Below are 23412 nucleotides of genomic sequence, written 5' to 3'. Positions count from 1 at the left end.
AAAAACAGAAAGCGCTAGAGTATTACAGCCAGTCGCTTCCCCTGAGACGGGCAGTAGGCGATCGCAGCGGGGAAGCTGTTACCCTCACCAATATCGGCACTGTCTACTCAGGTTTGGGAGAAAAACAAAAAGCGCTAGAGTATTACAGCCAGTCGCTTCCCCTATTTCAGGCAACCGGCTATCGCGGCGGAGAAGCTACCACCCTCAACAACATCGGCAGTGTCTACTCAGCATTGGGAGAAAAACAGAAAGCGCTAGAGTATTACAGCCAGTCGCTTCCCCTGAGACGGGCAACAGGCGATCGCCGTGGGGAAGCTACCACCCTCCACAACATCGGCAGAGTCTACTCAGATTTGGGAGAAAAACAGAAAGCGCTAGAGTATTACAGCCAGTCGCTTCCCCTATTTCGGGCAACCGGCGATCGCCGTGGGGAAGCTACCACCCTCTATGGTATTGCCTATGCCAAACGCGCTCAAGGCAATCTCACTGAAGCGCTCACTAACATTGAATCCTCTCTCAAAATCATCGAAAACCTCCGCACCAAAATAGCCAGCCCAGAACTCCGCAGCTCATACTTTGCCACAGTACAGAACCACTACGAATTCTACATCGATTTGTTAATGCAACTGCATAAAACTAATCCTAAATCCGGTTATGATACAAAAGCCTTAGAAGCCAGCGAACGTTCGAGGGCCCGCAGTCTCCTCGAACTCCTCCAAGAAAGTAACGCCAACATTCGCGAAGGTATTTCCCCCGATTTACTGCAACAAGAAAAGAGCGTGCAACAGCAACTCGATGACATTGAAAAACAGCGCATCGAAACAATCAGCAGCCCCAACCCCAACGCAACTAAAATCGATGAAATCGACAAACAGCGCCTCGCACTTTTGCAACAATATCAGGAAGTTCAAACCAAGATTCGTACCGCCAGCCCCCGCTACGCTGCCCTCACCCAACCCCAACCTTTAACGCTACCAGAAATTCAGAAACAGATTCTCGATGAAAACACGATTTTATTGCAATATTCCCTCGGCAAAGACCGCAGTTATTTGTGGGTTGTGACATCAACAGGAGTAACCAGCTATGAATTACCAAAACGCGCAGATATTGAAACAGCAGCTAAGAACTTCCTAGAGACAATAACTAGCCCAATCCAGAGAGATATTCCCCAACAAGTTGCCCAAGCGAGTGCCAATCTAGGTCAAGTGATTTTACAGCCCGCAGCAGCCCAATTAGGAAACAAACGCTTATTAATTGTTCCCGACGGCGTGTTGCATTATACCCCTTTTCAAGCTTTAAATATTTCCCAAACCGCCGGACAAAATACCAATGTTCCCTTAATAGTCGAACATGAAATTATCACTCTGCCTTCTGCCTCAACTCTCGCCATTCTCAGGCAAAATTACGGAGATAGAAAACCACCAAGCCGAAATTTAGCAATTTTAGCAGATCCTGTTTTCAGTCCAGAGGATGAAAGAATTAAAGGAAAAATTACCCAAGCAACAACAGAAAAATTAGAAGCAAATAACCTCGGTTTAAATCAATCGCTTCGTGCTTCTAATCGGCAATGGCCACCCGAACGCCTCGCATTTACCCGCCAAGAAGCCCAAACGATATCCAGCTTATTTCCCTCAGCTTCTAGCACTCAAAAGATTGATTTTGATGCCAGCCGCACTACTGCTACCGACGGCAGTTTAGCTAATTATCAAATCGTTCACTTTGCCACCCACGGCCTTGCCAACAGCCAAAATCCCGAACTGTCAGGAATTGTGATGTCGATGGTAGATGACAAGGGCAATCTTGTCAATGGTTTTTTGCGCCTCACGGATATTTTCAACTTGAAACTGGCGGCAAATTTAGTAGTTTTAAGTGCTTGTCAATCGGGCATGGGACAGAATGTTAGAGGCGAAGGAATGGTGGGATTAACAAGGGGTTTTATGTATGCGGGGGCGCAGCGGGTGGCGGTGAGTTTGTGGAATGTGGATGATGAAGGAACTTCTGTGTTAATGCAAAAGTTTTATCAAAAAATGGTGCAACAAAAGTTAGCGCCGGCGGCAGCTTTGAGGGCGGCGCAGATTGAAATGATGCAGGAGGAAAAATGGAAATCTCCCTATTATTGGGCGGCTTTTACCCTTCAGGGCGAGTGGAAATGATACAGCACTTTTGCTGGTAAGTAAGTACATAGCCCTTGTAGGGACACGGCAATGCCTATTGGTGTCAACAAACACGTTAAATCGGTAGTCCGATAGTCCGACAATCCGACAATCCGACAGTCCGATAGTCCGACAATCCGACAGTCCGACAATCCGACAGTCCGACAATCCGACAGTCCGACAGTCCGACAATCCGATAGTCCGACAATCCGATAGTCCGATAGTCCGACAATCCGATAGTCCGACAATCCGATAGTCCGATAGTCCGACAATCCGACAGGGAATGAATTCCCTGTCTAATAGCTAAAGTCCTCTGAAGAGGACTAATGAGTTTAAAAATTCGGCGTTGCTGGGCGTTGCTAAATACAGGTAGGAATTCAGATTTCCCAATTGCTATAAAACCAGTATGGTCAGTTTTGTAACATCAAGCAAAAAGTTGATTCCTACCGCGAATCAGCAACGTCAAAAATTCTTCTTCCCAGTCCTCATAGCGAGGACTTTCACTATGAGACAGGGGTTTCAACCCCTGGCGGATTGGCGGACTAACGGGTGGGCGGCGTGAATCAGCAACGTCAAAAATTCTTTTTCCCAGTCCTCATAGCGAGGACTTTCGCTATGAGACAGGGGTTTCAACCCCTGGCGGATTGGCGGACTAACGGGTGGGCGGCGTGAATCAGCAACGTCAAAAATTCTTTTTCCCAGTCCTCTTTCAGAGGACTTTCGCTATGAGACAGGGATTTAAATCCCTGGCGGATTAGCGGACTATTGGGTGGGCGGCGTGAATCAGCAACGTCAAAAATTCTTTTTCCCAGTCCTCATAGCGAGGACTTTCGCTATGAGACAGGGATTTCAATCCCTGGCGGACTACCGGGTGGGCGGGCGGACTACCGGCTGGGCGGGCTGACAGCTTAAGTTGACACCAATGGGCCGAAGAGCCCGGAACGGGCAAGATGCCCATTCCACAAAGAATGAGTTTTCTTGTGTGTTGGGCATCTTGCCCGCCCAGAAAAGGGTTTATCGCCCGCTAGCTAAAGCCTCCCGCAATTTGCGGCCCCGCGATTTATTCCGAAGTTCGGGAGTCGCCATCCGCAACACAAAATCCAGCAACCAAGGCGCAATTCGGTGACACCAAACTGCTAGATGACTTTGCCATCCTACCAAGATTTCTGGCGCATCTTTGTGCAATCCCGCGACAAGTGCTAGGGCAACTTTTTCGGGAGTTGTGGGCACTACCCAGCGAAATTGTTCCAAGTCTCGCACCATGTCGGTATCTGTTAGAGATGGCAGCAAAGCTGTGACTCGAACATTGTACTGAGTTAACTCGCTACGCAAAGCTTGGGTGAATCCCAAAATGGCAAATTTGGTAGCAGAATAAGTTGCCATTGTGGGAGCGGCAATTTTGCCCATTAAGCTGGAAACATTGACGATTGTTCCCTCTTTTTGAGTCGCCATTCGCCGAGCTATCAAGCGGGTAATTGTGTAGGTTCCGAGCAAATTTAAGGCGATTTCTTCCTCGATTAACGGGAGTGGCGAACGCAAGAATGATGCTTGGTGGGCGACGCCTGCACAGTTGACTAGCAGGTGAATGGGGCCGCTATCTCGCCAAGCTTGGGCGATCGCAATATTCACCGCTACTGACTGAGTTAAATCCAAAGCTAACGGCACTACTTCTGTGCCCAAAACATCGATTTCCTCTGCCAGTTCAATTAATTGCCGGCGGTTGCGCGCCACAATCAACAAACGTTTGACTCCTTGTCTCGCTAATTCCAGGGCGATCGATCGCCCAATTCCGCGCGAAGCCCCTGTAACAAGAGCTGTTTTTCCTTGAAGTTGCATAGATTAAACCTTTTGGTAGATGCTCACCGCGGCACGGAGTTATGAGTTGTGAGTTGTGAATTATTAGTTATGAGTTGAATGTTTTGGCGGTAACAACTCATAATTCATAATTATTGAAAAGGCTATCTTGTTTCGATAGACCTCATTTACTTGTGGGGTTAACTCAAAACTAAAAACTTTTGAATCGCTAACGTGCGCGTGAGCTGAACTAAACTTTTGGTTTGCCAGAAATCAGTTAATTATCTGGTCTTTTAACCTCATGCCAGCAGACAAAGCTGAGATGGGCAAACCTAGTCGATAATCATGTCAAAGCGGGCTTTATTACCGCTTTTTCTTCAGTCTGCAGAGGCGGACTTCGCCTGTGTAGCCGCGAATTTATTCGCCAGGTATTGGTTTCCTTCAGTCTGCAGAGGCGGACTTTGCCTGTGTAGCCGCGAATTCATTCGCCGGGAATATTCGCCGGGATTAGTTATTCGCCAGGGCTTAATTACCCCTCTTTTTTTAGTCCGCAGAGGCAGACGAAATCCTGTGCAGCGGCGACTTACAATCGCCGGGGATTCGTGCGAATTGGCACAGGATAATTGAGCAATGCAGATTATCAATTCCACACCTCCTAGATATGAGAATTTCCTATCTACACACACCTTAACAACTTGACAGAGAAGCGGCAACAATTTTTAATAAATCTTCCGCAACACTTCTTTACAATTTTCTCAGACTGCCGATTTCCAAGTGCCGTGAAAGCCCAAAGGTATGACACCGGGCAGTTCTAGCTTGCAAACAGGTTCGCGATCAAGCCCTTCGCTGTCAAATATCCAGACTTCGCTGCTGTCAGAATTGCCGTCGTAAACAACTGTTACTATCCAACCTTTCTCCGAGGAAATATCTGGAACGTAGATGGGCTCTGCGGGATAGCGATTTTCGCCACAGTCGGCAATTGTGAGATTGCGGCTTTGCGTGTCGAAACGGGCGATCGCACCGAAACGTTCCGGTACAATATCAACGTCAGGGCGATACATTGCCAGATAAATATATCGTGAGTCTTGCCCTATTTCGGCAGCAGGTACGATCGGAAACTCACAAGGTTTATCCAACAATTCTTCTATTCCTGTCACTTTCGCCGTCAGAGGATTGAGATGCACTCGGCAAAGAGTACCCTCCGCATCCGTGCTAGTTTCACCAGTCGGTACTTCTTTCAGTCGCTGATTAGTTTGAAAGTCAGCGAAGCGCACAAAATCTACAGCCACGGAACCATCTTCCTTGACAAAACCGTTAGCAAAATGCCACTGAAACCAAGGTTCAGTTTCGCCGCGACTAACTAAAGAGAGAGTTTCTGAGTCAAAAATTAATATCTGAGTACCTAACTCCGGTTTCCACTGAAAGGACTCGCTATAACTGCTAATTCCCGTTAACAATGGCAAAAAATTGACTTGCACCGGCGGGATAAAAAATATCAGATATTTACCCGCCAAAACAAAATCGTGGAGCGCGTAAATTCCATCTAAAGCAACTGTTGATTGTTGCACGACTTGGCCAGTAAAATCGCTTTTATACAGATTCAACTTTGTAGTCGCACCGTTGGTAACTCCAAAGTTGAAAATATTGCCAGTAATCGGGTCGCGCTTGCAGTGAGCAGAATAAACAAATTTACTATCTAAACTGCCTAAATCGTCCGTTCCCTGAGTTTCCAGGGTTTGCAAATCGAGGCGGTGAGGCGGGCCACCTTCCCACAATGCCAAAAGGCGATCGGGCAAAGCTAAAACAGAAGTATTGGCAGCATTTTTAACAGTTTTAGTCCACCGCAACCACACAGGGCCCGGTGCTGTCATGCCATAATTACTGTAGAGAAATTTATCAGCTTTTTCTTCAGCTAGATATCCCGCTGTTTTCACGTAGCGATAAACAGCCGTAGCACCGACATCGGTAAAATGTACAGCCAAAATTGCACCGTCGCCATCAAACCAGTGTCCCGCAGCAACACCGCCACGTTCCAAACGTCCGGGCCCGTTGCGGTAGAGAGTGCCGCGCAATCCGTCGGGAATTTTACCAGTTTTAACCGATAGCTGAGTCAGCGGAAACTCCGCAGCAGGACGGGCTAAAGCTTGAGCCCAAGATTTTTTAGCTGAGATTTTAGTGTCTGTTTTCATTGGAAACTCGCAATTTTAAACTGATCTGACAGATATTTTGCTATACAATTATAGCAAAAACCATCTATAACAGTTCTCGCGTGAGCCATTCATCAATGAATTAACAATTGCTCAATCCCCCAATCTAAAATCTAAAATCTAAAATCTAAAATCTCAACCTGTACCTCACTTAATCGAACAAGGGTATAACACTTATGACTCTCCGCCGCCGTGCTCTGATCAGAACTTTTGGGCTGACTGCTATTGGTACTCAGCTTTTGCCACTCGCCCAAACTAGCCTATCTCCCAAAACTGCGATCGCTAATCCGCGCCGCCTGCAAGTCGGCGATACTGTAGCCTTAATCAATCCTGCCGCTTTCAACTACGAAAAAGAAGTGCAGCCATTTTTTAAAGTTCTGGATAACCTGGGTTTAAAAGTTAAATTGGGAGAGCATTTTTACGATCGCTACGGCTATTTAGCCGGCAAGGATGCCGATCGCGCCGCCGATGTCAACGCAGCCTTTGCCGACGACTCAGTGCGAGCTATTTTTACCGGGATGGGCGGCTGGGGCTGCGGTCGGATATTGCCACTCCTAGATTACAATATTATCCGCAACAATCCCAAAATTATTATGGGATTTAGTGATATTACGGCGCTGTTATTGGCGATTTATGCTAAAACTAATATAATTACTTTTCACGGCCCTTTAGGTGTGTCAACTTGGAGCCCCTTTACAGTAAATTACGTCAAAAAAGTTTTGTTTGAGGGCGGCTCTGTGACCATGCAAAACTCCCCAAGCGTGCAAGTTCAAACAATCGGGCGCGGCACAGCTAGGGGAAAACTAATCGGCGGCAATTTATCAGTAATCGCAGCAATGGTGGGTTCTGCATATTTACCGCAGTGGGAAAATAGTATTTTGTTTGTCGAGGAAGTTGGCGAAGAAGTTTATCGCATCGATAGAATGTTGACGCAGCTTAAATTAGCGGGCATTCTCGATAAAATATCAGGTTTTATTTTCGGACAGTGTACCAAGTGCGAAGCTGAAAAACCCCAAGAGTCCCTAACCTTACCTCAAGTCTTGTCCGACCACATTCGGCCTTTGAAGATTCCCGCGTGGTATGGTTCTATGGTGGGACACATCCGGGAGCAGTTCACTTTGCCGATCGGCAAACAAGTCGAAATCGACGCTGACTCTGGTACAATTAAATTGTTAGAATCCGCTGTCAGCTAAATCTTAAATTATTCTCGATATTCGCTCGGCTCTTCCTCCAGTTCTGCATGACCGCGCAGAGCCTGGTAATGAAAAAATTAAACATACAATTAGGACGATCGTGAAAAACCGACAATTCATTAAACCGCTAGCAGCAATTATCTTAGCAATAATGTGCCTGTTGCCGCTCAACGCCTGTGCAGCAGCAAGTAAAACCGCCAACAGCGACTCCATTTATCAGCAGCGAACCGTCCACAATCCCGACGGAATCGGCAAATTTTACATGGGTCGAGAAATTGCCCAAGTCATGGGATATCAAGGCGCTAGTTGGCTAGAAAGACCGTCTCGCGGCATGGAAGAAAAATCAGCTCGATTAGTCAACAATCTCGATTTAAAACCAACCGATATTGTAGCAGACATTGGAGCCGGAACGGGATATTTTAGCTTTCGCATCGCTCCCTTAGTTCCAGAAGGAAAGGTTTTAGCAGTTGACGTGCAGCCGGAAATGATTAATTTTCTGGAATTGAATAAACAAGAAAAAAATATCGCTAACGTTGAGCCAGTTTTGGGCAGTATCGACAATCCGAATTTGCCAGAAAACAGCGTAGATTTAGTTTTGATGGTCGATGCTTATCACGAATTTGCATATCCCAGAGAAATGATGCAAGGAATTGTGAAAGCACTCAAACCGGGAGGCCGCACAGTATCGATCGAGTATCGGGGCGAAAACCCGCTGATTCCCATTAAAGGTTTGCACAAAATGACGCAGAAGCAGGTGAAAAAAGAAATGGCCGCCGTCGGTTTAGTATGGAAAGAGACAAAAGATATGTTACCCCAGCAGCATTTGATGGTGTTTGAGAAAAAATCTCAAATTTAGCAGCCAAATAGAGCGATTCTATACCATTTTTACTGAGTTTTGTCAAGGTACAAAAGACGTATTTTTGAGGCGCGCAGGCGATCGGTCAAAAATTCTAAGCCTTAAGTAACCCTTAAGAGAGACATTTTACTAAAAATACCATTTACAATTAAAAATTGATAACCCAGAGGCGCTTCCTTCATTTTTCAAGCGAAGAAGTGTCGCTATTAAGAAGTACCAGCGTGAACATTCCAAGTTCCATCCTCACCATGCTCGCCGGCATCGGAGTGACTCTGATCAGTCTCTGGTACGGGCAGAATCACGGTTTGATGCCGCTCGCCGCCTCTGACGAAGCATCCCAGATAGACGGACTATTCAATACAATGATGACCATTTCCACTGGACTATTTATCATGGTCCAGGGAATTCTCATCGTTGCTGCAATTAAATATCGCCGCCGTCAAGGAGACAACACAGACGGGCCGCCTTGGCATGACAACTTTCCCTTAGAAATTCTTTGGACAGCCGTGCCAGCGGTGATTATTTTAGGAATCGGAGTCTACAGTTTTGAGATTTACAACTCAATGGGAGGCCTCGATCCGATGGGCAATCATGACCACGGCACCATGCAAGCGCACTCTAAAATGCGGGGAAGTGCGATCGCAGCCACACTCTCAGATACACCCCAAAACGCCCCTCAAATTCCGTCTAGAAAACTTGTTGCTTTAGGCGTAGGCGCTTCCCCAGAAAATGAAGACAAACCAGCAGATTTAGTTGTAAATGTCACTGGTTTGCAGTACGCCTGGATTTTTAGCTATCCAGAAAGCGGCGTTAGTTCCGGCGAACTGCATATGCCAGCCAACCGCGACGTACAGCTAAATATCGCAGCTCAAGACGTGCTGCACGCATTTTGGCTGCCAGAATTTCGCCTCAAACAAGATGCAATTCCTGGGCGGCCGAGCGAACTGAGATTTACACCAACTAAAACCGGCGAATACCGGGTGGTTTGTGCTGAATTGTGCGGCGCTTATCACGGAGCGATGAAAGCTGTAGCAGTCGTTCACACGCCCGAAGAATTCGACAGTTGGCTGCAAGAACAGCAAGTTGCTAGCAGTCAAAACTTAGAGCAAGCAGTTGCAGTCAATCCAGGGGAATTGTCAGACGGTGAATTTTTGGCTCCCTACGTCAGGGAAATAAAAATTAATTCCGAAACCCTAGAACAACTTCACCCAACTCATCACTAAAAATAGTCATTAGTTCCTGGCACTGGGTGTTTGACCCAGAGCTAATAACTAATGACTAATAACTAATGACTAATAACTATGACACAAGCACAGTTCCAAGAAAGTGCAAACACTGAGGCTCGCGGAACAGCGCCCGCCGATAGACATTGGCGCGACTACTTCACTTTTAATACCGACCACAAAGTCATCGGTATTCAATACCTAGTCACAACATTTATTTTCTATCTAATCGGCGGCGTGATGGCAACTTTGGTGCGAACAGAACTCGCCACCCCCGACGCCGATTTTGTCACCCCCGAACTCTATAACAGTTTATTTACTGTTCACGCGACGGTGATGATCTTCCTGTGGATCGTACCCGCCGGAGCCGGATTTGCTAACTTTTTGATCCCCTTAATGATTGGGGCCAAAGACATGGCATTTCCCCGGCTAAATGCCGTTGCCTTTTGGATGATTCCCGTAGGTGGCATTTTGCTGTTGAGCAGTTTTTTGGTAGGAGCTCCACAGGCGGGTTGGACTTCCTATCCGCCTTTGAGCTTAGTTACTGCTCAAGCGGGGGAAGAAATTTGGATTCTCAGCGTTTTGATTCTGGGAACTTCTTCGATTTTGGGGGCGGTGAATTTTGCCGTTACCATCTTTACCATGCGCGTTCCGAGCATGGGTCTCAATGATATGCCTTTGTTTTGCTGGGCGATGATTGCGACTTCAGCGCTGACTTTGATTGCTACTCCAGTCTTAGCCGCAGCTTTGATTTTGCTGTCGTTTGACTTGTTAGCAGGGACGGCATTTTTTAACCCGACAGGCAACGGCGATCCCATCGTCTACCAGCATTTATTCTGGTTTTATTCGCACCCGGCAGTTTACATTATGATTATGCCCTTTTTCGGGGTGATTTCAGAAGTTTTGCCGGTGCATTCGCGCAAGCCAATTTTTGGTTATTTGGCGATCGCCTATTCGAGTCTCGCAATCAGCTTTTTAGGGTTGATCGTGTGGGCGCACCATATGTTTACCAGCGGCACCCCCGGCTGGCTGCGGATGTTTTTTATGATCACCACTATGATCATCGCCGTACCAACTGGGATTAAAATATTTAGCTGGTTGGCAACTATTTGGGGAGGCAAACTCCGGCTTGTCAGCGCGATGCTATTTGGGATGGGTTTTATCTCAACATTTGTCCTCGGCGGCATCACCGGGATCATGGTAGCTTCCGTACCTTTTGACATTCACGTTCACGACACTTATTTTGTCGTCGCTCACCTACACTACGTGCTGTTTGGCGGCTCAGTGTTTGGAATTTACGCTGCTTTTTACCACTGGTTCCCCAAAATGACGGGGCGGATGATTAATGAATTTTGGGGTAGAGTTCACTTTGTTTTAACCTATGTGGGCTTTACTGTAACTTTCCTGCCGATGCACGCTTTGGGGATGCAAGGAATGCCCCGGCGGGTGGCAATGTACGACCCGAAATTTACCACAATTAATGTCATTTGTACTGTCGGTGCTTATATGCTGGCAGTGTCTACAATCCCGTTTATCATTAATGTGATTTGGAGCTGGATGTACGGCCCGAAAGCAGGTGACAATCCTTGGCAAGCTTTGAGTTTGGAATGGATGACGACTTCGCCACCCCCGATCGAAAATTTTGAAGGAGTGCCGGTATTGGCAACGGGCCCTTACGATTACGGCATGGAAAAAATTCAGCATACAGGGGAACGTCTCAGGCTCAAGCTGAGGGAAAATGCTACCCGCAATGCCCAGAAAACAGGTATTCCTATTGCGGAGGCTCAAGCTTCAACTTTCTTTGGCGGTACTGCCACTTTGGTCGCTCCTGAATCAGAGAGAGATGTTGATTCTCCTGCTGATGAAAGTCAAGATGGCGAATAGTTATTAGTCATCAGTCATCATTCATCAGTCATCAGTCATTGGGCATTGTTGACTGTTGACTGTTGACTGATGACTAATGCCCACGGACAACTGACAACTGACTTCTTCATTACCAATTTCTTATGCAAATTCCAGCGATCGATCCGACAAAAACAGCCCTAAATTACCACCACGAGGGCGAAGTAGAAGCACACGGCGTCGAGCATCCCGACCACAGAATGTTAGGCGTAATTGTGTTCCTGTGCGCTGAAGGCATGATATTTTTCGGTATGTTTGCCGCGTATTTGATTTATCGGGCGATGGCTCCCGTGTGGCCTCCTGAAGGTACGCCTGGACGAGAGTTATTGCTGCCGGGAATTAATACGGTGATTTTGATTGCTAGCAGTTTTGTGATTCACAATGCTGATACTGCAATTAAAAAGAATGATGCCACTGGAATGCGGAATTGGTTGCTCGTAACTATTGCTATGGGCGCAGTTTTCTTGGCAGGTCAGGTTTACGAATACACTCATTTAGAGTTTGGCTTGACGACTAATTTGTATGCCAGTTGCTTTTACGTTTTGACTGCTTTTCACGGCTTGCACGTTACGTTTGGAGTGCTGCTGATGGCGGGGGTAGTTTGGCGATCGCGCACCCAAGGTCACTATTCTAGCGAGCACCACTTCGGCATCGAAGCGACTGAAATTTACTGGCACTTTGTCGATGTGATTTGGATTGTTTTGTTTTTGCTGCTGTATATTTTGTGAGCCCAGAGGCTTTTGGGCCTCTGCCACAAGAGATTTGTATGACCCCCAATTGGGGGTTTTTTATTGTTTGGAGAGTGCGATCGCCTTTCATATCAAGTCCGGTCGAGCGACCGCGATTTTCGTAGGGGCGGGTTCGCCAACAATACCTGCCAATAATTGACAATCTCAAAAACCCGCCCCGACCGGGATATTATGGTTAATCGATCGCACATGATATCATTCACCTCCTCAAAGCCGATCGCGCTAAACTAAAAGTAGCAATTCTCCTATCCAGCAGCATTGAGAAAATTATGCAGTGCGAATTGTGCGATCGACAAATGGAAGCATTAACCGCCCATCACCTCATCCCCAAACAAAACACCAAGCGGAAAAACGAAGATCCCAGCCCGACAATCGACATTTGCTCAGCCTGTCACCGCCAGATTCACTCTCTATTTGACAACAAACACCTCGCCCAAGAGCTCAACACCCTGGAAAAGCTCAAAAATGACCCTGAACTCCAGAAATTTGTCTCTTGGATTAAGAAACAAAAAACCGACAAACGCATTCAAGTACGCGGCAAAAAAGCTTGATTGCAGGGCCAGAAATTAGGTATATACTCCTGGACGCAGTTACTGTCTGATGCCCGGTTTCTTCATTAATTTTCGTTTCCTAACCCAAAATTTTATATAGCAACCCGGTTTGTTTGCCTAAATCCTAGTATAGTTATTTACTTATTCGTAACAAGCTGCCAACAATTATCATGAACCTCACCTCCCTCGAACTCGCAAAAGACCGAGCGCGCATCTACAAAAACTACCTCCAAATGGAAATAGATGCCCAAGCTAACATCAACAAACTAGCTTTTTTAGACAGGGGCGTTGAAAAATCCCCTTACCAACAACACATTAAAAACTATCCCGATTATCTCAAACAGAAACCCGACGGCTTAAAAGTAATTAGCTCTATTCCAGGCCCCAATAATCCCCTCAAACCTACTCCGTTTCCCAGCCTGGGAGAACTACCTCAAATTAACTCTCAAGCTTTAAGTTTCCTCCACGCAGACATCAAAGAAGCCTGCGTTTGCATTGGTACTTTTGTAGATGGCAAAATTCAGGCGCAGTGGCTGGGAAAAAACGCACTTACCAAAGCTGAACAGTGGAGTGCTACTAAAATTATCGCACTCCTTAATATCGTTAGTCAAGTAAATACCAAATATCCAGACTGCGACATTGACAACTGCGTTGTTAGAGATGGCAACGGGCTAAGACACGATTTTTACTTTTACGATTTAGCAAAAGATATGATTAGCTATGCCTCAAATATAGCAAGTTCAAACTCCTTAGCTGCGATGTTCAAACGCTTCGATACTCGCATAGGATTAGAGCAATGGCTCAAGAGCGCTACTGGCAATAATGACCTAATTTTTCGCGGCGATTACGGCGAAAATCCTTATCACAACAACCCCAAAATCTTCGATCTCACCAAAAAACAAGTGCTGCTAAGTGCGGCATTAAACAGTACCAAACAAAGTAATACCGTATCTGCTTATGATTTGACCAGGCTAATTTCCATGTTAGGATGGCACTTCCACATCGAACAGCGATCGCGCATGAAAGGATCTCAGTGGAACAGTTTAGAAAGCATTGTCAGAGCAATGGGACATGATAGCGCTCGATATGTGGACGTAGCAATTAAAACTTTGGGGATGGATACCCTTATTACTTCTCCAGTAATTATCTCAAAATTGGGTTACGGACTCAGCTCGATCCGGGGAACCCTAGAAACAGTTTATGTGGCTTTAGTGCGGTTTGTTGACGAGCGACCGAAGGCGGCGGGAAATCCCGCAAAACTCAGAACTTTAGCCATGACTTTGCGGGCTGAAAAACCTGTAGGCGGTTCCAGTGTCGATCGCCTAGCCATCGAACTCGACGCCAGATTTTGCGCCGAAGTCACGGAAATTCTCCGCCGATTGTTTGCGGAAGAATTTTAAAGGCGGGCGATCGACTAATGTGAAAGTCGGTGAAACTTGCGATAAAGCATCCTCTCTACCGGCTTTCCTCCCCGCAAATGTTGCTCAGTTATTGCCGCAACTTCTTCAGGGCAAACCCCATTGTACCAAACCTCTTCTGGTAGTACCAACACCATCGGCCCGTTGCCACACTGTCCCAAACAACCGCTAGCAACAACTTCAACTTCTGAGGGCGACAATTTCTGAAAAGCTGCCAGTACCTTTGCTGAATTTTGCTTGCGACAAGTGCGGTTTTGGCAAACGAGAACTTGCCTAGAAGATTGGATAATTTTCATGTTTTTTCACTTGACAATCTGCTCAATATATGCTATTTTTTTATCATGGGAATATGTGTGGCCATATATGCCCAAATTGTAGGAAAGTCGTTAAAAACTTTGGACGGGCTAGAAGCCCATCCCACAACTCATTAAACTTGAATTGCATTCAATCGCTTTGAATTCCTCAAATTATCGTGGGGAGTAGGGGCCCTAGCGTCCCGCCCGCCCGAAAAATACAATTTAGATGCGGGACAGCTTAAGACTTCAACGCACCCTATAATTAATCTGGTGACAAACCTTTGGAAGCCAACCATTGTCGATCGAACAAACGCGACTGATAACGAGCCCCGCCATCACAGAGTACCGTCACAATCGTATGTCCAGGCCCCATTTGCTTCGCCAAAGCCACCGCCGCCCCCACATTAATCCCCACAGAACCGCCCATAAACAGCCCTTCTTTCCTCAGCAGTTGGTAAATCACCCGGACAGCTTCAGTATCGTGAATTTGGATGGCGTCGTCTACCGGGGCATTCTCCATATTTCCAGTGACGCGACTGGTGCCAATTCCCTCAGTAATCGAACTACCTTCAGTCTTAATTTCCCCAGTTTTGAAATAACTGTAAAGCCCGCTGCCCATCGGGTCTGCCAAGACAATTCTCACAGCAGGATTTTTTTCTTTCAAAAACATTCCTACCCCAGCAAAAGTGCCGCCTGTACCCGTTGCGGCTACCCAAGCATCAATTTTCCCATCAGTTTGTTCCCAAATTTCCGGGCCAGTTGTCTCGTAATGAGCTCGGCGATTGGCTAAATTGTCAAACTGATTTGCCCAGACAGCATTCTCCATTTCTGCCGCCAATCTTCCCGACAATTTGACATAATTGTTCGGGTCTTTGTAAGGAACAGCGGGAACAGTCCGAACTTCCGCGCCCAAGGTTCTTAAAGCATCGATTTTTTCTTGAGATTGGTTATCGGGAATCACAATCAAACATTTGTAACCTTTAGCGTTGCAAATGTGGGCCAAACCGATGCCAGTATTGCCCGCAGTGCCTTCAACAACGGTGCCGCCCGGTTTCAGCAAGCCTTTTTCTTCTGCATCTTTGATGATGTATAAAGCAGCCCTATCTTTAACGGAACCGCCGGGATTGAGAAACTCTGCTTTGCCGAGAATTTCGCAGCCAGTTTCATCGCTGAAGCTGTTTAAGCGAATTAGTGGTGTGTTGCCTATTGTGCCTACAAAGCCGTTTTTAATATCCATATTTTTTTGATTTTTGCATCCTATTATTAATTTTTACAAGAAGTTGATATTTATTGCTACCAGTTCTACCAAATCTTGCTCATATTAAGTACGAATCCCGGCAAAACGGGGTCGCCGCTAACTGTAGCCGGATTCTCCAAACATTCTTCGGGCAAACCGGGACGGTAAATATAAACTCTGCGATTTTTGCGGTCAATTAACCAGCCTAACTGCACTCCTGGTTCTCTCATATATTCTTGCATTTTTTCTTGCAATGGCTTGAGATTGTCAGAAGCCGACCTCAGTTCTACTACAAAATCCGGGCAAATAGGTGGGAATTTATCTTGCTGTTCTGGTGACAAAGTATTCCACCGTTCCAGTTTAATCCACGAGGCATCTGGAGACCTGTCACCCATTGAAAGCTTAAATCCCGTACTGGAGTCAAAACACATACCTGTTCCATCTTGGCGAGCCCAAATATACAACTCTCCAAAGACGCTACCGCTGCGATTTCCTGTTGTTCCACCAGTAGGGGGCATAATTAGCAATTCTCCCGATTTGTTGCGTTCAATGCGTAATTCACTATTGATTTGACAGAACTCGAAAAACTCGTCTTCTGTCATTTGCAATTTTGGCGGTATTCGCAACACAATTGTTGATGACAGCATTTTGCCTTTCCTCCAATCTAAAGTGTTTACACAAGATTGCACAATTTCTTTGTTTGTAGTTAGCACTTGAGTGCTCGAAAATCAGGATTAAGGACTCAATTCCTAACTATAAGCTGGTGTGGGATCAATTCCGGTTGTATCGGAATGATTAAACCACAGAGGGCACAGAGAACACAGAGAAAGAGAAGAGAGAGATGCATAATTCCGATGTCAACGGATTTGATATTACGTGCGAATTATAGAGGTAAGGTGCTCCGTGGGCACCTTACATAATTAGGTTCTGCGTCCAGGAATGTTAAACCTATTTATTCGGCTGAGGAGTCATCCGCAAATAAGGCTTAATCGGCGTATAACCTTTAGGAAATTTCTCTGCCAACTCTTTCGGGTCGGTAATCGAAGGTACGATGACGCAATCGTCGCCGTCTTTCCAATCAACCGGAGTCGCGACGCTGTATTTGTCGGTAAGTTGCAAGGAATCAATTACTCGCAAAATTTCATTAAAATTCCGACCAGTGCTCGCGGGATAAGTAATGCTCAAACGCAATTTCTTTTCCGGGTCAATAACAAAAACTGTGCGGATTGTTAAGTTGTTTAGCGAGTTGGGATGGATCATGTCGTAAATGTCGGAAACTTTACGATCGCCATCTGCTAAAATCGGATAATTGAGGGTGACGTTTTGAGTTTCCTCAATATCTTTAATCCAGCCCATGTGAGAATCCACATCATCGACGCTGAGGGCAATGGTTTTGACTCCCCGCTTTTCAAATTCCGACTTGAGACGGGCCACTGCACCGAGTTCTGTGGTGCACACTGGAGTATAGTCTTTCGGGTGGGAAAACAACACGACCCAGCTATCCCCAGCCCAGTCGTAGAAATTGATTTCGCCTTCAGACGAAGCTTGGGTAAAGTTGGGAACTGTATCGCCTAATCGCAGAGTCATAACTGATTTCCTCTAATTTTATTTAAGGACTGTTCCTTATCATGCCATAATTCCCCGGTTTCTCGATCGAGCTGTAAAGGATTCTAAACTTTTTGGTCGATCGATCGGCAATTCCACTACTGTAATGTATGTGTGGCTTATACCGCTAAATTTGATTGCTATGCTTTACTTTTTGCTCAAGGCAATACAGCCTGTTTTAGTCCCGCTGTGTTTTGTCTCCGCCTGGGGTTTAGTTTTTTTGATATTTTCGAGTATCGGGCGTACTGTCGCCGACTCCCTGCGCCGAGCTCAGCGGATGCACCAAATCCCTTGTGCTAACTGCGTATTTTTCACCGGCGATTACCACCTCAAGTGTCCCGTTCAGCCTACCATAGCTTTATCTGAAGATGCGATCGACTGTCCTGATTATCGAGGGCATTCGGGAATTTACGGTTGAAAAATCCGGCCGCCACTTTACATATTTCTTAACATCTCTGGCTCTTTCAATTAAACTTAAGTTGTGGTAAAGAGATTTTCAGGAGTGTCGAAAGAATGCTAATTCAAAAGCTAAATGCCTGCGACGAGTTTATTGCTGGCGACGGTACTCAACTGCGAGAATTGCTGCATCCAGACAAACAAGCTGTGGATTTGCGTTACAGTTTAGCCCACGCCACTTTGCCACCGGGACAAACTTCTGCGCTGCACTCCCTGACAACTTCTGAAGTTTACTACATTCTCAGTGGCGTTGGAGAAATGCACATCGACGAGGAAAATCAATTCGTGGAAGCCGGAGATGCAGTTTACATTCCGCCAAACGCCAAGCAGTTTATTTACAACTGTGGCACAAAGCCGCTAATATTTATTTGTATCGTCGATCCCGCGTGGCGAAAGGAAGACGAGACAATTTTCGAGTAATTTTCTAGTTTTTCTCCTGGTCTGCTCGTTACCAGGTTCTGCCCGGTAACGCATATCTAGAGGCTCTGCCTTGACTGAAAAAAACATCACAAACCAAAAATCTATTTTAACAACAACAGCACCCAGCCATATGTACCGAGTGATTTCCTCTTTTTTCAACTTCGATGTGGAGTTGCAATAATCCTCGGATTCAGTTGCATTGCTCCCCTCTCATTAGTTGAGGAAGTATCAGCTTTGTTGGTGGGTGCTGCTATTGGTTTTTAATGAGACAGATGTGAGATTAAACAGCGTTTTTACTCCTTAGATTCTATTGTGAACTTCGCTGTGCTATCTAGATGTGGTATCTGTCAGAGAAGCTTTTTGTTCGCTTCATATTATTAATTTAGCACCTTATTCTAGAAGCGCAAGTACCTGCAACTAAACTTTACATTTTTAGAAGTAACGGCGGAAAATGATGAAGTTAAATTAAGCATTGAGCTTTCTAGCTGCTCAGGTAAAATAGTAGAGTTCGGCTGTGCTTGCGGCTGCGAGAAACGGCATAATATTTGTATGAAAACAACCAAACTCATCAAACTGTGCGCCTTGTCGCTGAGTATCTTTCTGCTGTGCAGCAGTGCAGTGACAGCCCAAACGACGGCGAACCCTCAACCTGGGCAGACTTACACTAACCAAGAGATTCTGCAACAGTTGGTGAAGGCAAAAGTCGTGTATCTGGGAGAAACCCACGATAGTGCGGAAGACCACCAAGCTCAACTGAAGATTATCCGAGAAATGCAGCGGCAAAATCGGAAAATTGCGATCGCGATGGAAATGTTTCAGCGTCCCTTTCAAAGTGCGATCGACAACTACTTAGCAGGTAAACTGACTGAACAGCAATTAGTCGAGCAAACAGAGTACGATCGCAGATGGCGCTTTCCCTGGGAATCTTACGCCCCCATTTTGCGGTTTGCCAAAGAAAATCAACTACCTGTCCTCGCCTTAAATACACCATCCGAAGTAACGAGAAAAGTTGCCACTCAAGGTTTAGAAAGCCTCACAGCGGAGGAAAAAAAGCACATTCCGCCAATATCGGAAATTCGCACCGACAACGCGGAATATCGGCAACTGCTGCTAGAAGTTTACCAGCAACACCAAAAGGCAGGACAGGGAAATAGTACGGCTTTTGAAAGATTCTTGCAAGCTCAAGTTTTGTGGGATGAAACTATGGCGGAAAAAATAGCCCAATTTGTCAAAGCAAACCCCGACTATCAAGTTGTGGTGTTGGCGGGGAAAGGACACATTATTTACGGTTACGGCATTCCCAGTCGCGTCGAAAGGCGTTTGGGTGTCGGGAATGTAAAAATGCGATCGGTTTTACTCAATTCCAATGACAATCCTGTTTTGTCGGCAGATAGACCCATTGCTGACTTTGTTTGGAATCACTCGGAATAGTACAATTATACGCGGAAGCAATAATTAGGAAAAAATCCATGACAAACAGACCAAAAATTCTCGCATTTGCCGGAAGTACCCGCGAAGGATCATATAACAAACTGCTGGTAAAAGTTGCGGCGGCTGGGGCTACTGCGGCGGGTGCAGAAGTTACTTATGTAGATTTGCGCGATTTGCCGCTGCCGCTATTTGACGAAGATTTGGAAGCAAAAGAGGGAATGCCAGAAAATGCCCGTAAATTGAAGGAATTAATGGTAGCGCATGACGGCTTTTTGATAGCTTCCCCTGAGTATAACAGTTCAATTACGCCTGTGTTGAAAAATGCGATCGATTGGGTATCGCGCCCAGCACCGGGTGAACCGGGATTGGTGGCATTTACTGGCAAAGTAGCGGTAATTATGAGTGCTTCTCCAGGCGGAATGGGCGGTTTGCGGGGATTGGTTCATTTGCGATCGATCCTGGGGAATATTAACGTATTGGTACTCCCGGATCAGAAAGCAGTTCCCCAAGCTTTTGAAGCATTTAATGCTGACGGTACGATGAAAGATCCCAAACAGCAGGACGCTGTTGAGAATCTAGGTGCTAAGTTGTCTAATGTGCTGTCGAAATTAATCGCCTGAAGCAATAAATTCATTTTGCAGTAGGGACACAGCAATGTTGTGTCCCTATCTTAGTATCTGTTATTTTGCTGGCTGCATCAAGTGCGATTCATAGAATAAAAGCCTTGAAACGGCATTGTTAAAATGCCCAAAATCCGACTAATTTCATTAACAAAAAAGTCTCGCTTGTCAATGAAAATTGTGCTGTTACTCAATTTAAGAAACTTCCAATCAGTACCCGTAGTAACAGCCCCATAAATGCTTTCAATTTGCTCTCCGCTGCGCTGATTAAATAATTGGGCGGCTACCATTTCTGCAATACACTGGCCTAAACCGGATTTAATACTTTCATTCTTAGCCTCTGTGAGAGTAATTACGGGGGCGCGAATTTCATAGGAATCCTTCGATGCAGTGAGAATATAATCGCAATACCCGTTTAAGCCCGCTTCTATATCTACATTGAATTCTGAACCAGAGAAAAAACCAACTTGAAAATTAAATTGCCGCCTGACTTCCAATAATATTGGAGCAATAATTAATTCAGCGCGAGCCTTTTCTGTATTAATTGCAGTAGCTAAAGACAGGTTTTCAGTTAAAGTAGTTTGCAAATAGGAACTTGGCTGTACCTCTGGGATATCACTAAACAAATCTAAAGGTTCTTCTACGGTTAAATTAAAAGATTCTCTAACTTTCGCTAAAGTTGTAAAGTCGCTGTATGCCACAGGTTAACCTCCTTGCTCGATTTTGGCGATCGCATTCTCAAATTGCTACAATTATAATTGATTGCCTGTTATACTCAACCCCAAATTAACATGACATTCACCGGAGATCCCGACTCAGCACCTGCTTTACCGACAGCAGCAGAAGCAGCGGTTGCCAAAACCAGCAGCCGCGCTTTAGAATCGCACTTGCAAAATCATCCGTCTGGCGAATCCCTCAAATTGATATTAAACGAAAAAGAGGGAAAGACAATTGACATACCTGCCGCAGCATTGCCACTGCTATTAGCGATTTTGCAACAGACAAGCAGCGGCAATACTGTCAAGCTGATTCCAATTACTGAGGAACTCGATATCTGGCAGGTTGAGGCCATACTCAATGTCTCCCGCGAGTATGTGTGGCAGTTACTAGATTCTGGCGAAATTCCTTACAAAATGGTAAGTACCTGTCGCCGGATACGTTATGAAGATGTAATGAAATATAAAAAGCAGGATTATGACAAAAGAAGTAAAATACTTGACGAACTTGTCGCAGAATCAGAAGCACTCGGTTTGTACGACTAACTCATGGAAATTGTAAAAGTTGTCTGCGATGCTAATGTTTTGTATTCAGCCGCACTCCGCGATTTTTTGATGGAATTAGCAGTTGGTGATGTGTTTGAGCCGAGGTGGACAGAAGAGATTCACGGCGAGTGGATGAGAAACGTGCTTCAGAACAATCCAAATCTCACATTAGAACAGCTTGCCAGAACCAAAAATCTGATGAATGCAAGCATTAAAAATTGTGTGGTGACTGGCTACGAGCCAATTATACCAGAGTTGGAACTTCCAGATCCGGGCGATCGGCACGTTCTAGCAGCAGCAATTCATTCTCGCGCGGATTTTATCGTTACTTTCAATCTCAGGGATTTTCCTACTGAGAATCTCAAACAATATAACATTGAACCGCTGCACCCAGATGACTTTATCCTGCGCTTTCTCAACTTAAAGTTTGAAGGTGTATGCAAAGCAGCCGAGAAACAAAGAATCAGGCTCAAAAATCCGCCAAAAACGCCTGACGAGTATTTGGGAACGCTGGTAGAATTGGGACTGCCGCTGTCAGCAAATCGGATGCGAGAATTGTGCTATGGAGATTAGTGCGATCGCCAACCGCAGACTTTTCCGAGTTTCTTCCCAGGTTTATTCTTGTATCTTCTCACAGGCTAACTCTTCGGCATAGCCAAGATACCACTCATCTACTTTTTCCCACACCGCAGTAAATCTATTTACCCTTGTGCCTCTACTTGAAAAGGGGTATAATTTTATTTGCCAGAGATAATAGGTCGTCAAAACATTACCACAAATTATACCAAGACTGCATCACCCGATCGACGTAAAACAAAACCACCCGATCGCAGATTGGCAGAAATAGACAAGAGTAGGCATACTTGAACCATCGGTCATCGGTCGGTATATTTCTTCCAAACAGCACGGCAGGCGTGGGAGACTCCTCCGTTACGCCTGCCTTGCAGTTTTATTTGATAATTGAGCGATTTGTGCGATCGCCAATGATACCAGTTCGCAAAAAGAATGAAACTGTAGATTATATTCAAACCCTTTGGGAATTAGTAATTCCTTAATCGAAAATCTAAAATCGAAAATCTCAAATAGTATCACCCCATTTTTTTCTTCTTCCAAGCCTCCACAAACGGCAAAAACACCGACACCAACTCCTGCCGATTCATCACCAAAGTCGGATAAGAAATCCTGCCGTAATTCTTCCCCACTTCCAGCGGAAAAATAGCCGGGGATTCCAGCGGCAACCAAACCGCACCAGCAGCCTTCACAATTACCCAACTCCCGGCAATATCCCAAATTTTCGGAGTCGCTTCCACCCCTCCCATAGCCACACCCGAAGCCACAGTCAAAAAATTGTAACTAGCCATACCCAACATCCGAATTTTACTCGGAAGATGAGGCCCGATACCCACACTTCTGGAACACAAATTAAAAATATGATTCCCGCTCATCTTATCAGCAGTGGGACAAATCGGCCGATTGTTCAAAAACGCACCTTGAGGCATATTTGCCAATACATTGTCGCCCGCCAAATCCCCTGCATAAAAACCGTGAAAAAACTGATTCACCGGCGGCAAATGCACGCAGCCAAAAACCGGAGTTCCGCGATACAATAAACCCAAAGAAATCCCCCAAATCGGAATTCCCCTAGCAAAATTAGTCGTAGCATCCAGAGGATCGACAACCCAACACCATTCATTATCTGGGAAAACGTGTTCTCCTTCCTCGCTCAAAATTCCGTGAGTGGGAAAAGCAGATGAGATCGCACTTCTAATTTCTGCATCCGCCCAATTATCAGACTGCGTAACCAAACTCCCATCATCCTTCTCATCTGCTTGTGCAGAACCAAAATCTTTCAAAAACTGCTGGCCGACTGTCTTGACAGTAGTCTGAGAAAAACTTAAAATTGAATCCCAAAAATTAGTCATTAGTTATTCGTTATTAGTTATTGGTTATTGGTTATTCGTTGTTGGTTATTCGTTATTACAATAACAACTAACAACGGCCAACTGCCAACTGACAACTGCCAACTGACAACTGCCAAC

23 protein-coding genes are annotated in these 23412 nt (G+C 45.6%); 14 read left to right on the top strand and 9 right to left on the bottom strand.

Going from position 1 to position 23412, the window contains the following annotated elements:
- The coding region (locus QUB51_RS22020) for a CHAT domain-containing tetratricopeptide repeat protein (protein WP_333338883.1) at nucleotides 1–2153 on the top strand (2153 nt) is incomplete at its 5' end.
- Here the strand turns inward: QUB51_RS22020 and QUB51_RS22015 are convergent.
- The 3 genes from QUB51_RS22015 to QUB51_RS22005 form a co-directional block, all read right to left on the bottom strand.
- The gene (locus QUB51_RS22015) at nucleotides 2135–2401 is read right to left on the bottom strand and encodes a hypothetical protein (RefSeq protein ID WP_333271505.1); all 267 of its coding nucleotides are present in this window, start codon (nucleotides 2399–2401) and stop codon (nucleotides 2135–2137) included. The two genes, QUB51_RS22020 and QUB51_RS22015, sit on opposite strands and share 19 nt — an antisense overlap.
- A gap of 766 nt (nucleotides 2402–3167) precedes the next feature.
- Entirely contained in the window at nucleotides 3168–3989 is an 822-nt protein-coding gene (locus tag QUB51_RS22010) for an SDR family NAD(P)-dependent oxidoreductase (RefSeq protein WP_333259334.1), read from the bottom strand.
- Between the two features lie 713 nt (nucleotides 3990–4702).
- Nucleotides 4703–6136 (bottom strand): carotenoid oxygenase family protein, encoded by a 1434-nt coding sequence (locus QUB51_RS22005; protein WP_333208067.1) that lies wholly within the window; start codon nucleotides 6134–6136, stop codon nucleotides 4703–4705.
- Nucleotides 6137–6330: 194 nt separating this feature from the next.
- Between QUB51_RS22005 and QUB51_RS22000 the strand changes: the two genes are divergently transcribed.
- From QUB51_RS22000 to QUB51_RS21970, 7 genes are all read left to right on the top strand, one after another.
- Nucleotides 6331–7347, top strand: coding sequence for an LD-carboxypeptidase (locus QUB51_RS22000; RefSeq protein WP_333259332.1), 1017 nt, complete (start codon nucleotides 6331–6333; stop codon nucleotides 7345–7347).
- Nucleotides 7348–7444: 97 nt separating this feature from the next.
- Nucleotides 7445–8203 carry a class I SAM-dependent methyltransferase gene (locus QUB51_RS21995; protein WP_333208183.1) on the top strand — a complete coding sequence of 253 codons (759 nt, stop codon included), beginning with the start codon at nucleotides 7445–7447 and terminating at the stop codon, nucleotides 8201–8203.
- A gap of 221 nt (nucleotides 8204–8424) precedes the next feature.
- Nucleotides 8425–9426, top strand: coding sequence for a cytochrome c oxidase subunit II (locus QUB51_RS21990; protein ID WP_333208071.1), 1002 nt, complete (start codon nucleotides 8425–8427; stop codon nucleotides 9424–9426).
- A 78-nt stretch (nucleotides 9427–9504) separates the two neighbouring features.
- A complete protein-coding gene (gene ctaD, locus QUB51_RS21985) occupies nucleotides 9505–11310 on the top strand; it encodes a cytochrome c oxidase subunit I (RefSeq protein ID WP_333208072.1) in 1806 nt (601 codons plus the stop codon).
- 122 nt (nucleotides 11311–11432) lie between these two features.
- A complete protein-coding gene (locus QUB51_RS21980) occupies nucleotides 11433–12056 on the top strand; it encodes a heme-copper oxidase subunit III (protein WP_333151381.1) in 624 nt (207 codons plus the stop codon).
- Nucleotides 12057–12346: 290 nt separating this feature from the next.
- Nucleotides 12347–12628 carry an HNH endonuclease gene (locus QUB51_RS21975; RefSeq protein WP_333175565.1) on the top strand — a complete coding sequence of 94 codons (282 nt, stop codon included), beginning with the start codon at nucleotides 12347–12349 and terminating at the stop codon, nucleotides 12626–12628.
- 170 nt (nucleotides 12629–12798) lie between these two features.
- A complete protein-coding gene (locus QUB51_RS21970) occupies nucleotides 12799–14028 on the top strand; it encodes a hypothetical protein (RefSeq protein WP_333208074.1) in 1230 nt (409 codons plus the stop codon).
- A gap of 14 nt (nucleotides 14029–14042) precedes the next feature.
- On the opposite strand, the gene QUB51_RS21965 is transcribed toward QUB51_RS21970, so the two are convergent.
- The 4 genes from QUB51_RS21965 to QUB51_RS21950 form a co-directional block, all read right to left on the bottom strand.
- The gene (locus tag QUB51_RS21965) at nucleotides 14043–14342 is read right to left on the bottom strand and encodes a (2Fe-2S) ferredoxin domain-containing protein (RefSeq protein WP_333208076.1); all 300 of its coding nucleotides are present in this window, start codon (nucleotides 14340–14342) and stop codon (nucleotides 14043–14045) included.
- 262 nt (nucleotides 14343–14604) lie between these two features.
- Nucleotides 14605–15579, bottom strand: coding sequence for a cysteine synthase A (locus QUB51_RS21960; RefSeq protein WP_333055524.1), 975 nt, complete (start codon nucleotides 15577–15579; stop codon nucleotides 14605–14607).
- A gap of 65 nt (nucleotides 15580–15644) precedes the next feature.
- Nucleotides 15645–16226 (bottom strand): Uma2 family endonuclease, encoded by a 582-nt coding sequence (locus QUB51_RS21955; protein ID WP_333206102.1) that lies wholly within the window; start codon nucleotides 16224–16226, stop codon nucleotides 15645–15647.
- Nucleotides 16227–16527: 301 nt separating this feature from the next.
- Nucleotides 16528–17166, bottom strand: a complete 639-nt coding sequence (locus QUB51_RS21950; RefSeq protein WP_333055522.1) for a peroxiredoxin — start codon at nucleotides 17164–17166, stop codon at nucleotides 16528–16530.
- A 160-nt stretch (nucleotides 17167–17326) separates the two neighbouring features.
- Here QUB51_RS21950 and QUB51_RS21945 point away from each other — a divergent pair, with 160 nt between their 5' ends.
- The 4 genes from QUB51_RS21945 to QUB51_RS21930 all read left to right on the top strand — a co-directional run bounded on the left by QUB51_RS21945 (nucleotide 17327) and on the right by QUB51_RS21930 (nucleotide 20111).
- A complete protein-coding gene (locus QUB51_RS21945; RefSeq protein WP_333055589.1) occupies nucleotides 17327–17602 on the top strand; it encodes a hypothetical protein in 276 nt (91 codons plus the stop codon).
- A gap of 95 nt (nucleotides 17603–17697) precedes the next feature.
- Nucleotides 17698–18060, top strand: a complete 363-nt coding sequence (locus tag QUB51_RS21940; protein ID WP_333055521.1) for a cupin domain-containing protein — start codon at nucleotides 17698–17700, stop codon at nucleotides 18058–18060.
- A 549-nt stretch (nucleotides 18061–18609) separates the two neighbouring features.
- Nucleotides 18610–19491, top strand: coding sequence for a ChaN family lipoprotein (locus QUB51_RS21935; protein WP_333055520.1), 882 nt, complete (start codon nucleotides 18610–18612; stop codon nucleotides 19489–19491).
- 38 nt (nucleotides 19492–19529) lie between these two features.
- The gene (locus tag QUB51_RS21930; RefSeq protein ID WP_333055519.1) at nucleotides 19530–20111 is read left to right on the top strand and encodes an NAD(P)H-dependent oxidoreductase; all 582 of its coding nucleotides are present in this window, start codon (nucleotides 19530–19532) and stop codon (nucleotides 20109–20111) included.
- A 77-nt stretch (nucleotides 20112–20188) separates the two neighbouring features.
- On the opposite strand, the gene QUB51_RS21925 is transcribed toward QUB51_RS21930, so the two are convergent.
- Nucleotides 20189–20812, bottom strand: coding sequence for a hypothetical protein (locus QUB51_RS21925; RefSeq protein WP_333055518.1), 624 nt, complete (start codon nucleotides 20810–20812; stop codon nucleotides 20189–20191).
- Between the two features lie 90 nt (nucleotides 20813–20902).
- Here QUB51_RS21925 and QUB51_RS21920 point away from each other — a divergent pair, with 90 nt between their 5' ends.
- Nucleotides 20903–21373, top strand: coding sequence for an excisionase family DNA-binding protein (locus QUB51_RS21920; protein ID WP_333055517.1), 471 nt, complete (start codon nucleotides 20903–20905; stop codon nucleotides 21371–21373).
- Between the two features lie 3 nt (nucleotides 21374–21376).
- Nucleotides 21377–21946 carry a PIN domain-containing protein gene (locus QUB51_RS21915; protein ID WP_333055516.1) on the top strand — a complete coding sequence of 190 codons (570 nt, stop codon included), beginning with the start codon at nucleotides 21377–21379 and terminating at the stop codon, nucleotides 21944–21946.
- A 515-nt stretch (nucleotides 21947–22461) separates the two neighbouring features.
- Here QUB51_RS21915 and QUB51_RS21910 read toward each other — a convergent pair.
- Nucleotides 22462–23295 carry an inositol monophosphatase family protein gene (locus QUB51_RS21910; RefSeq protein WP_333259327.1) on the bottom strand — a complete coding sequence of 278 codons (834 nt, stop codon included), beginning with the start codon at nucleotides 23293–23295 and terminating at the stop codon, nucleotides 22462–22464.
- Nucleotides 23296–23412 lie beyond the last annotated feature (117 nt).

Origin of the sequence: Microcoleus sp. AT8-A3 (assembly GCF_036705675.1) — a bacterium.
Lineage (GTDB): Bacteria > Cyanobacteriota > Cyanobacteriia > Cyanobacteriales > Microcoleaceae > Microcoleus.
This window is presented reverse-complemented; position numbering and strand designations above follow the sequence as displayed.

Coding starts and splice junctions, on each gene's coding strand:
- QUB51_RS21915 (WP_333055516.1), top strand. CDS start 21,377: ATGGAAATTGTAAAAGTTGTCTGCGATGCTAATGTTTTGTATTCAGCC.
- QUB51_RS21975 (WP_333175565.1), top strand. CDS start 12,347: ATGCAGTGCGAATTGTGCGATCGACAAATGGAAGCATTAACCGCCCAT.
- ctaD (WP_333208072.1), top strand. CDS start 9,505: ATGACACAAGCACAGTTCCAAGAAAGTGCAAACACTGAGGCTCGCGGA.
- QUB51_RS21945 (WP_333055589.1), top strand. CDS start 17,327: ATGCTTTACTTTTTGCTCAAGGCAATACAGCCTGTTTTAGTCCCGCTG.
- QUB51_RS21955 (WP_333206102.1), bottom strand. CDS start 16,226: ATGCTGTCATCAACAATTGTGTTGCGAATACCGCCAAAATTGCAAATG.
- QUB51_RS21950 (WP_333055522.1), bottom strand. CDS start 17,166: ATGACTCTGCGATTAGGCGATACAGTTCCCAACTTTACCCAAGCTTCG.
- QUB51_RS21920 (WP_333055517.1), top strand. CDS start 20,903: ATGACATTCACCGGAGATCCCGACTCAGCACCTGCTTTACCGACAGCA.
- QUB51_RS21980 (WP_333151381.1), top strand. CDS start 11,433: ATGCAAATTCCAGCGATCGATCCGACAAAAACAGCCCTAAATTACCAC.
- QUB51_RS21940 (WP_333055521.1), top strand. CDS start 17,698: ATGCTAATTCAAAAGCTAAATGCCTGCGACGAGTTTATTGCTGGCGAC.
- QUB51_RS21935 (WP_333055520.1), top strand. CDS start 18,610: ATGAAAACAACCAAACTCATCAAACTGTGCGCCTTGTCGCTGAGTATC.
- QUB51_RS21960 (WP_333055524.1), bottom strand. CDS start 15,579: ATGGATATTAAAAACGGCTTTGTAGGCACAATAGGCAACACACCACTA.
- QUB51_RS21970 (WP_333208074.1), top strand. CDS start 12,799: ATGAACCTCACCTCCCTCGAACTCGCAAAAGACCGAGCGCGCATCTAC.
- QUB51_RS21910 (WP_333259327.1), bottom strand. CDS start 23,295: ATGACTAATTTTTGGGATTCAATTTTAAGTTTTTCTCAGACTACTGTC.
- QUB51_RS22010 (WP_333259334.1), bottom strand. CDS start 3,989: ATGCAACTTCAAGGAAAAACAGCTCTTGTTACAGGGGCTTCGCGCGGA.
- QUB51_RS21930 (WP_333055519.1), top strand. CDS start 19,530: ATGACAAACAGACCAAAAATTCTCGCATTTGCCGGAAGTACCCGCGAA.
- QUB51_RS22005 (WP_333208067.1), bottom strand. CDS start 6,136: ATGAAAACAGACACTAAAATCTCAGCTAAAAAATCTTGGGCTCAAGCT.
- QUB51_RS22000 (WP_333259332.1), top strand. CDS start 6,331: ATGACTCTCCGCCGCCGTGCTCTGATCAGAACTTTTGGGCTGACTGCT.
- QUB51_RS21965 (WP_333208076.1), bottom strand. CDS start 14,342: ATGAAAATTATCCAATCTTCTAGGCAAGTTCTCGTTTGCCAAAACCGC.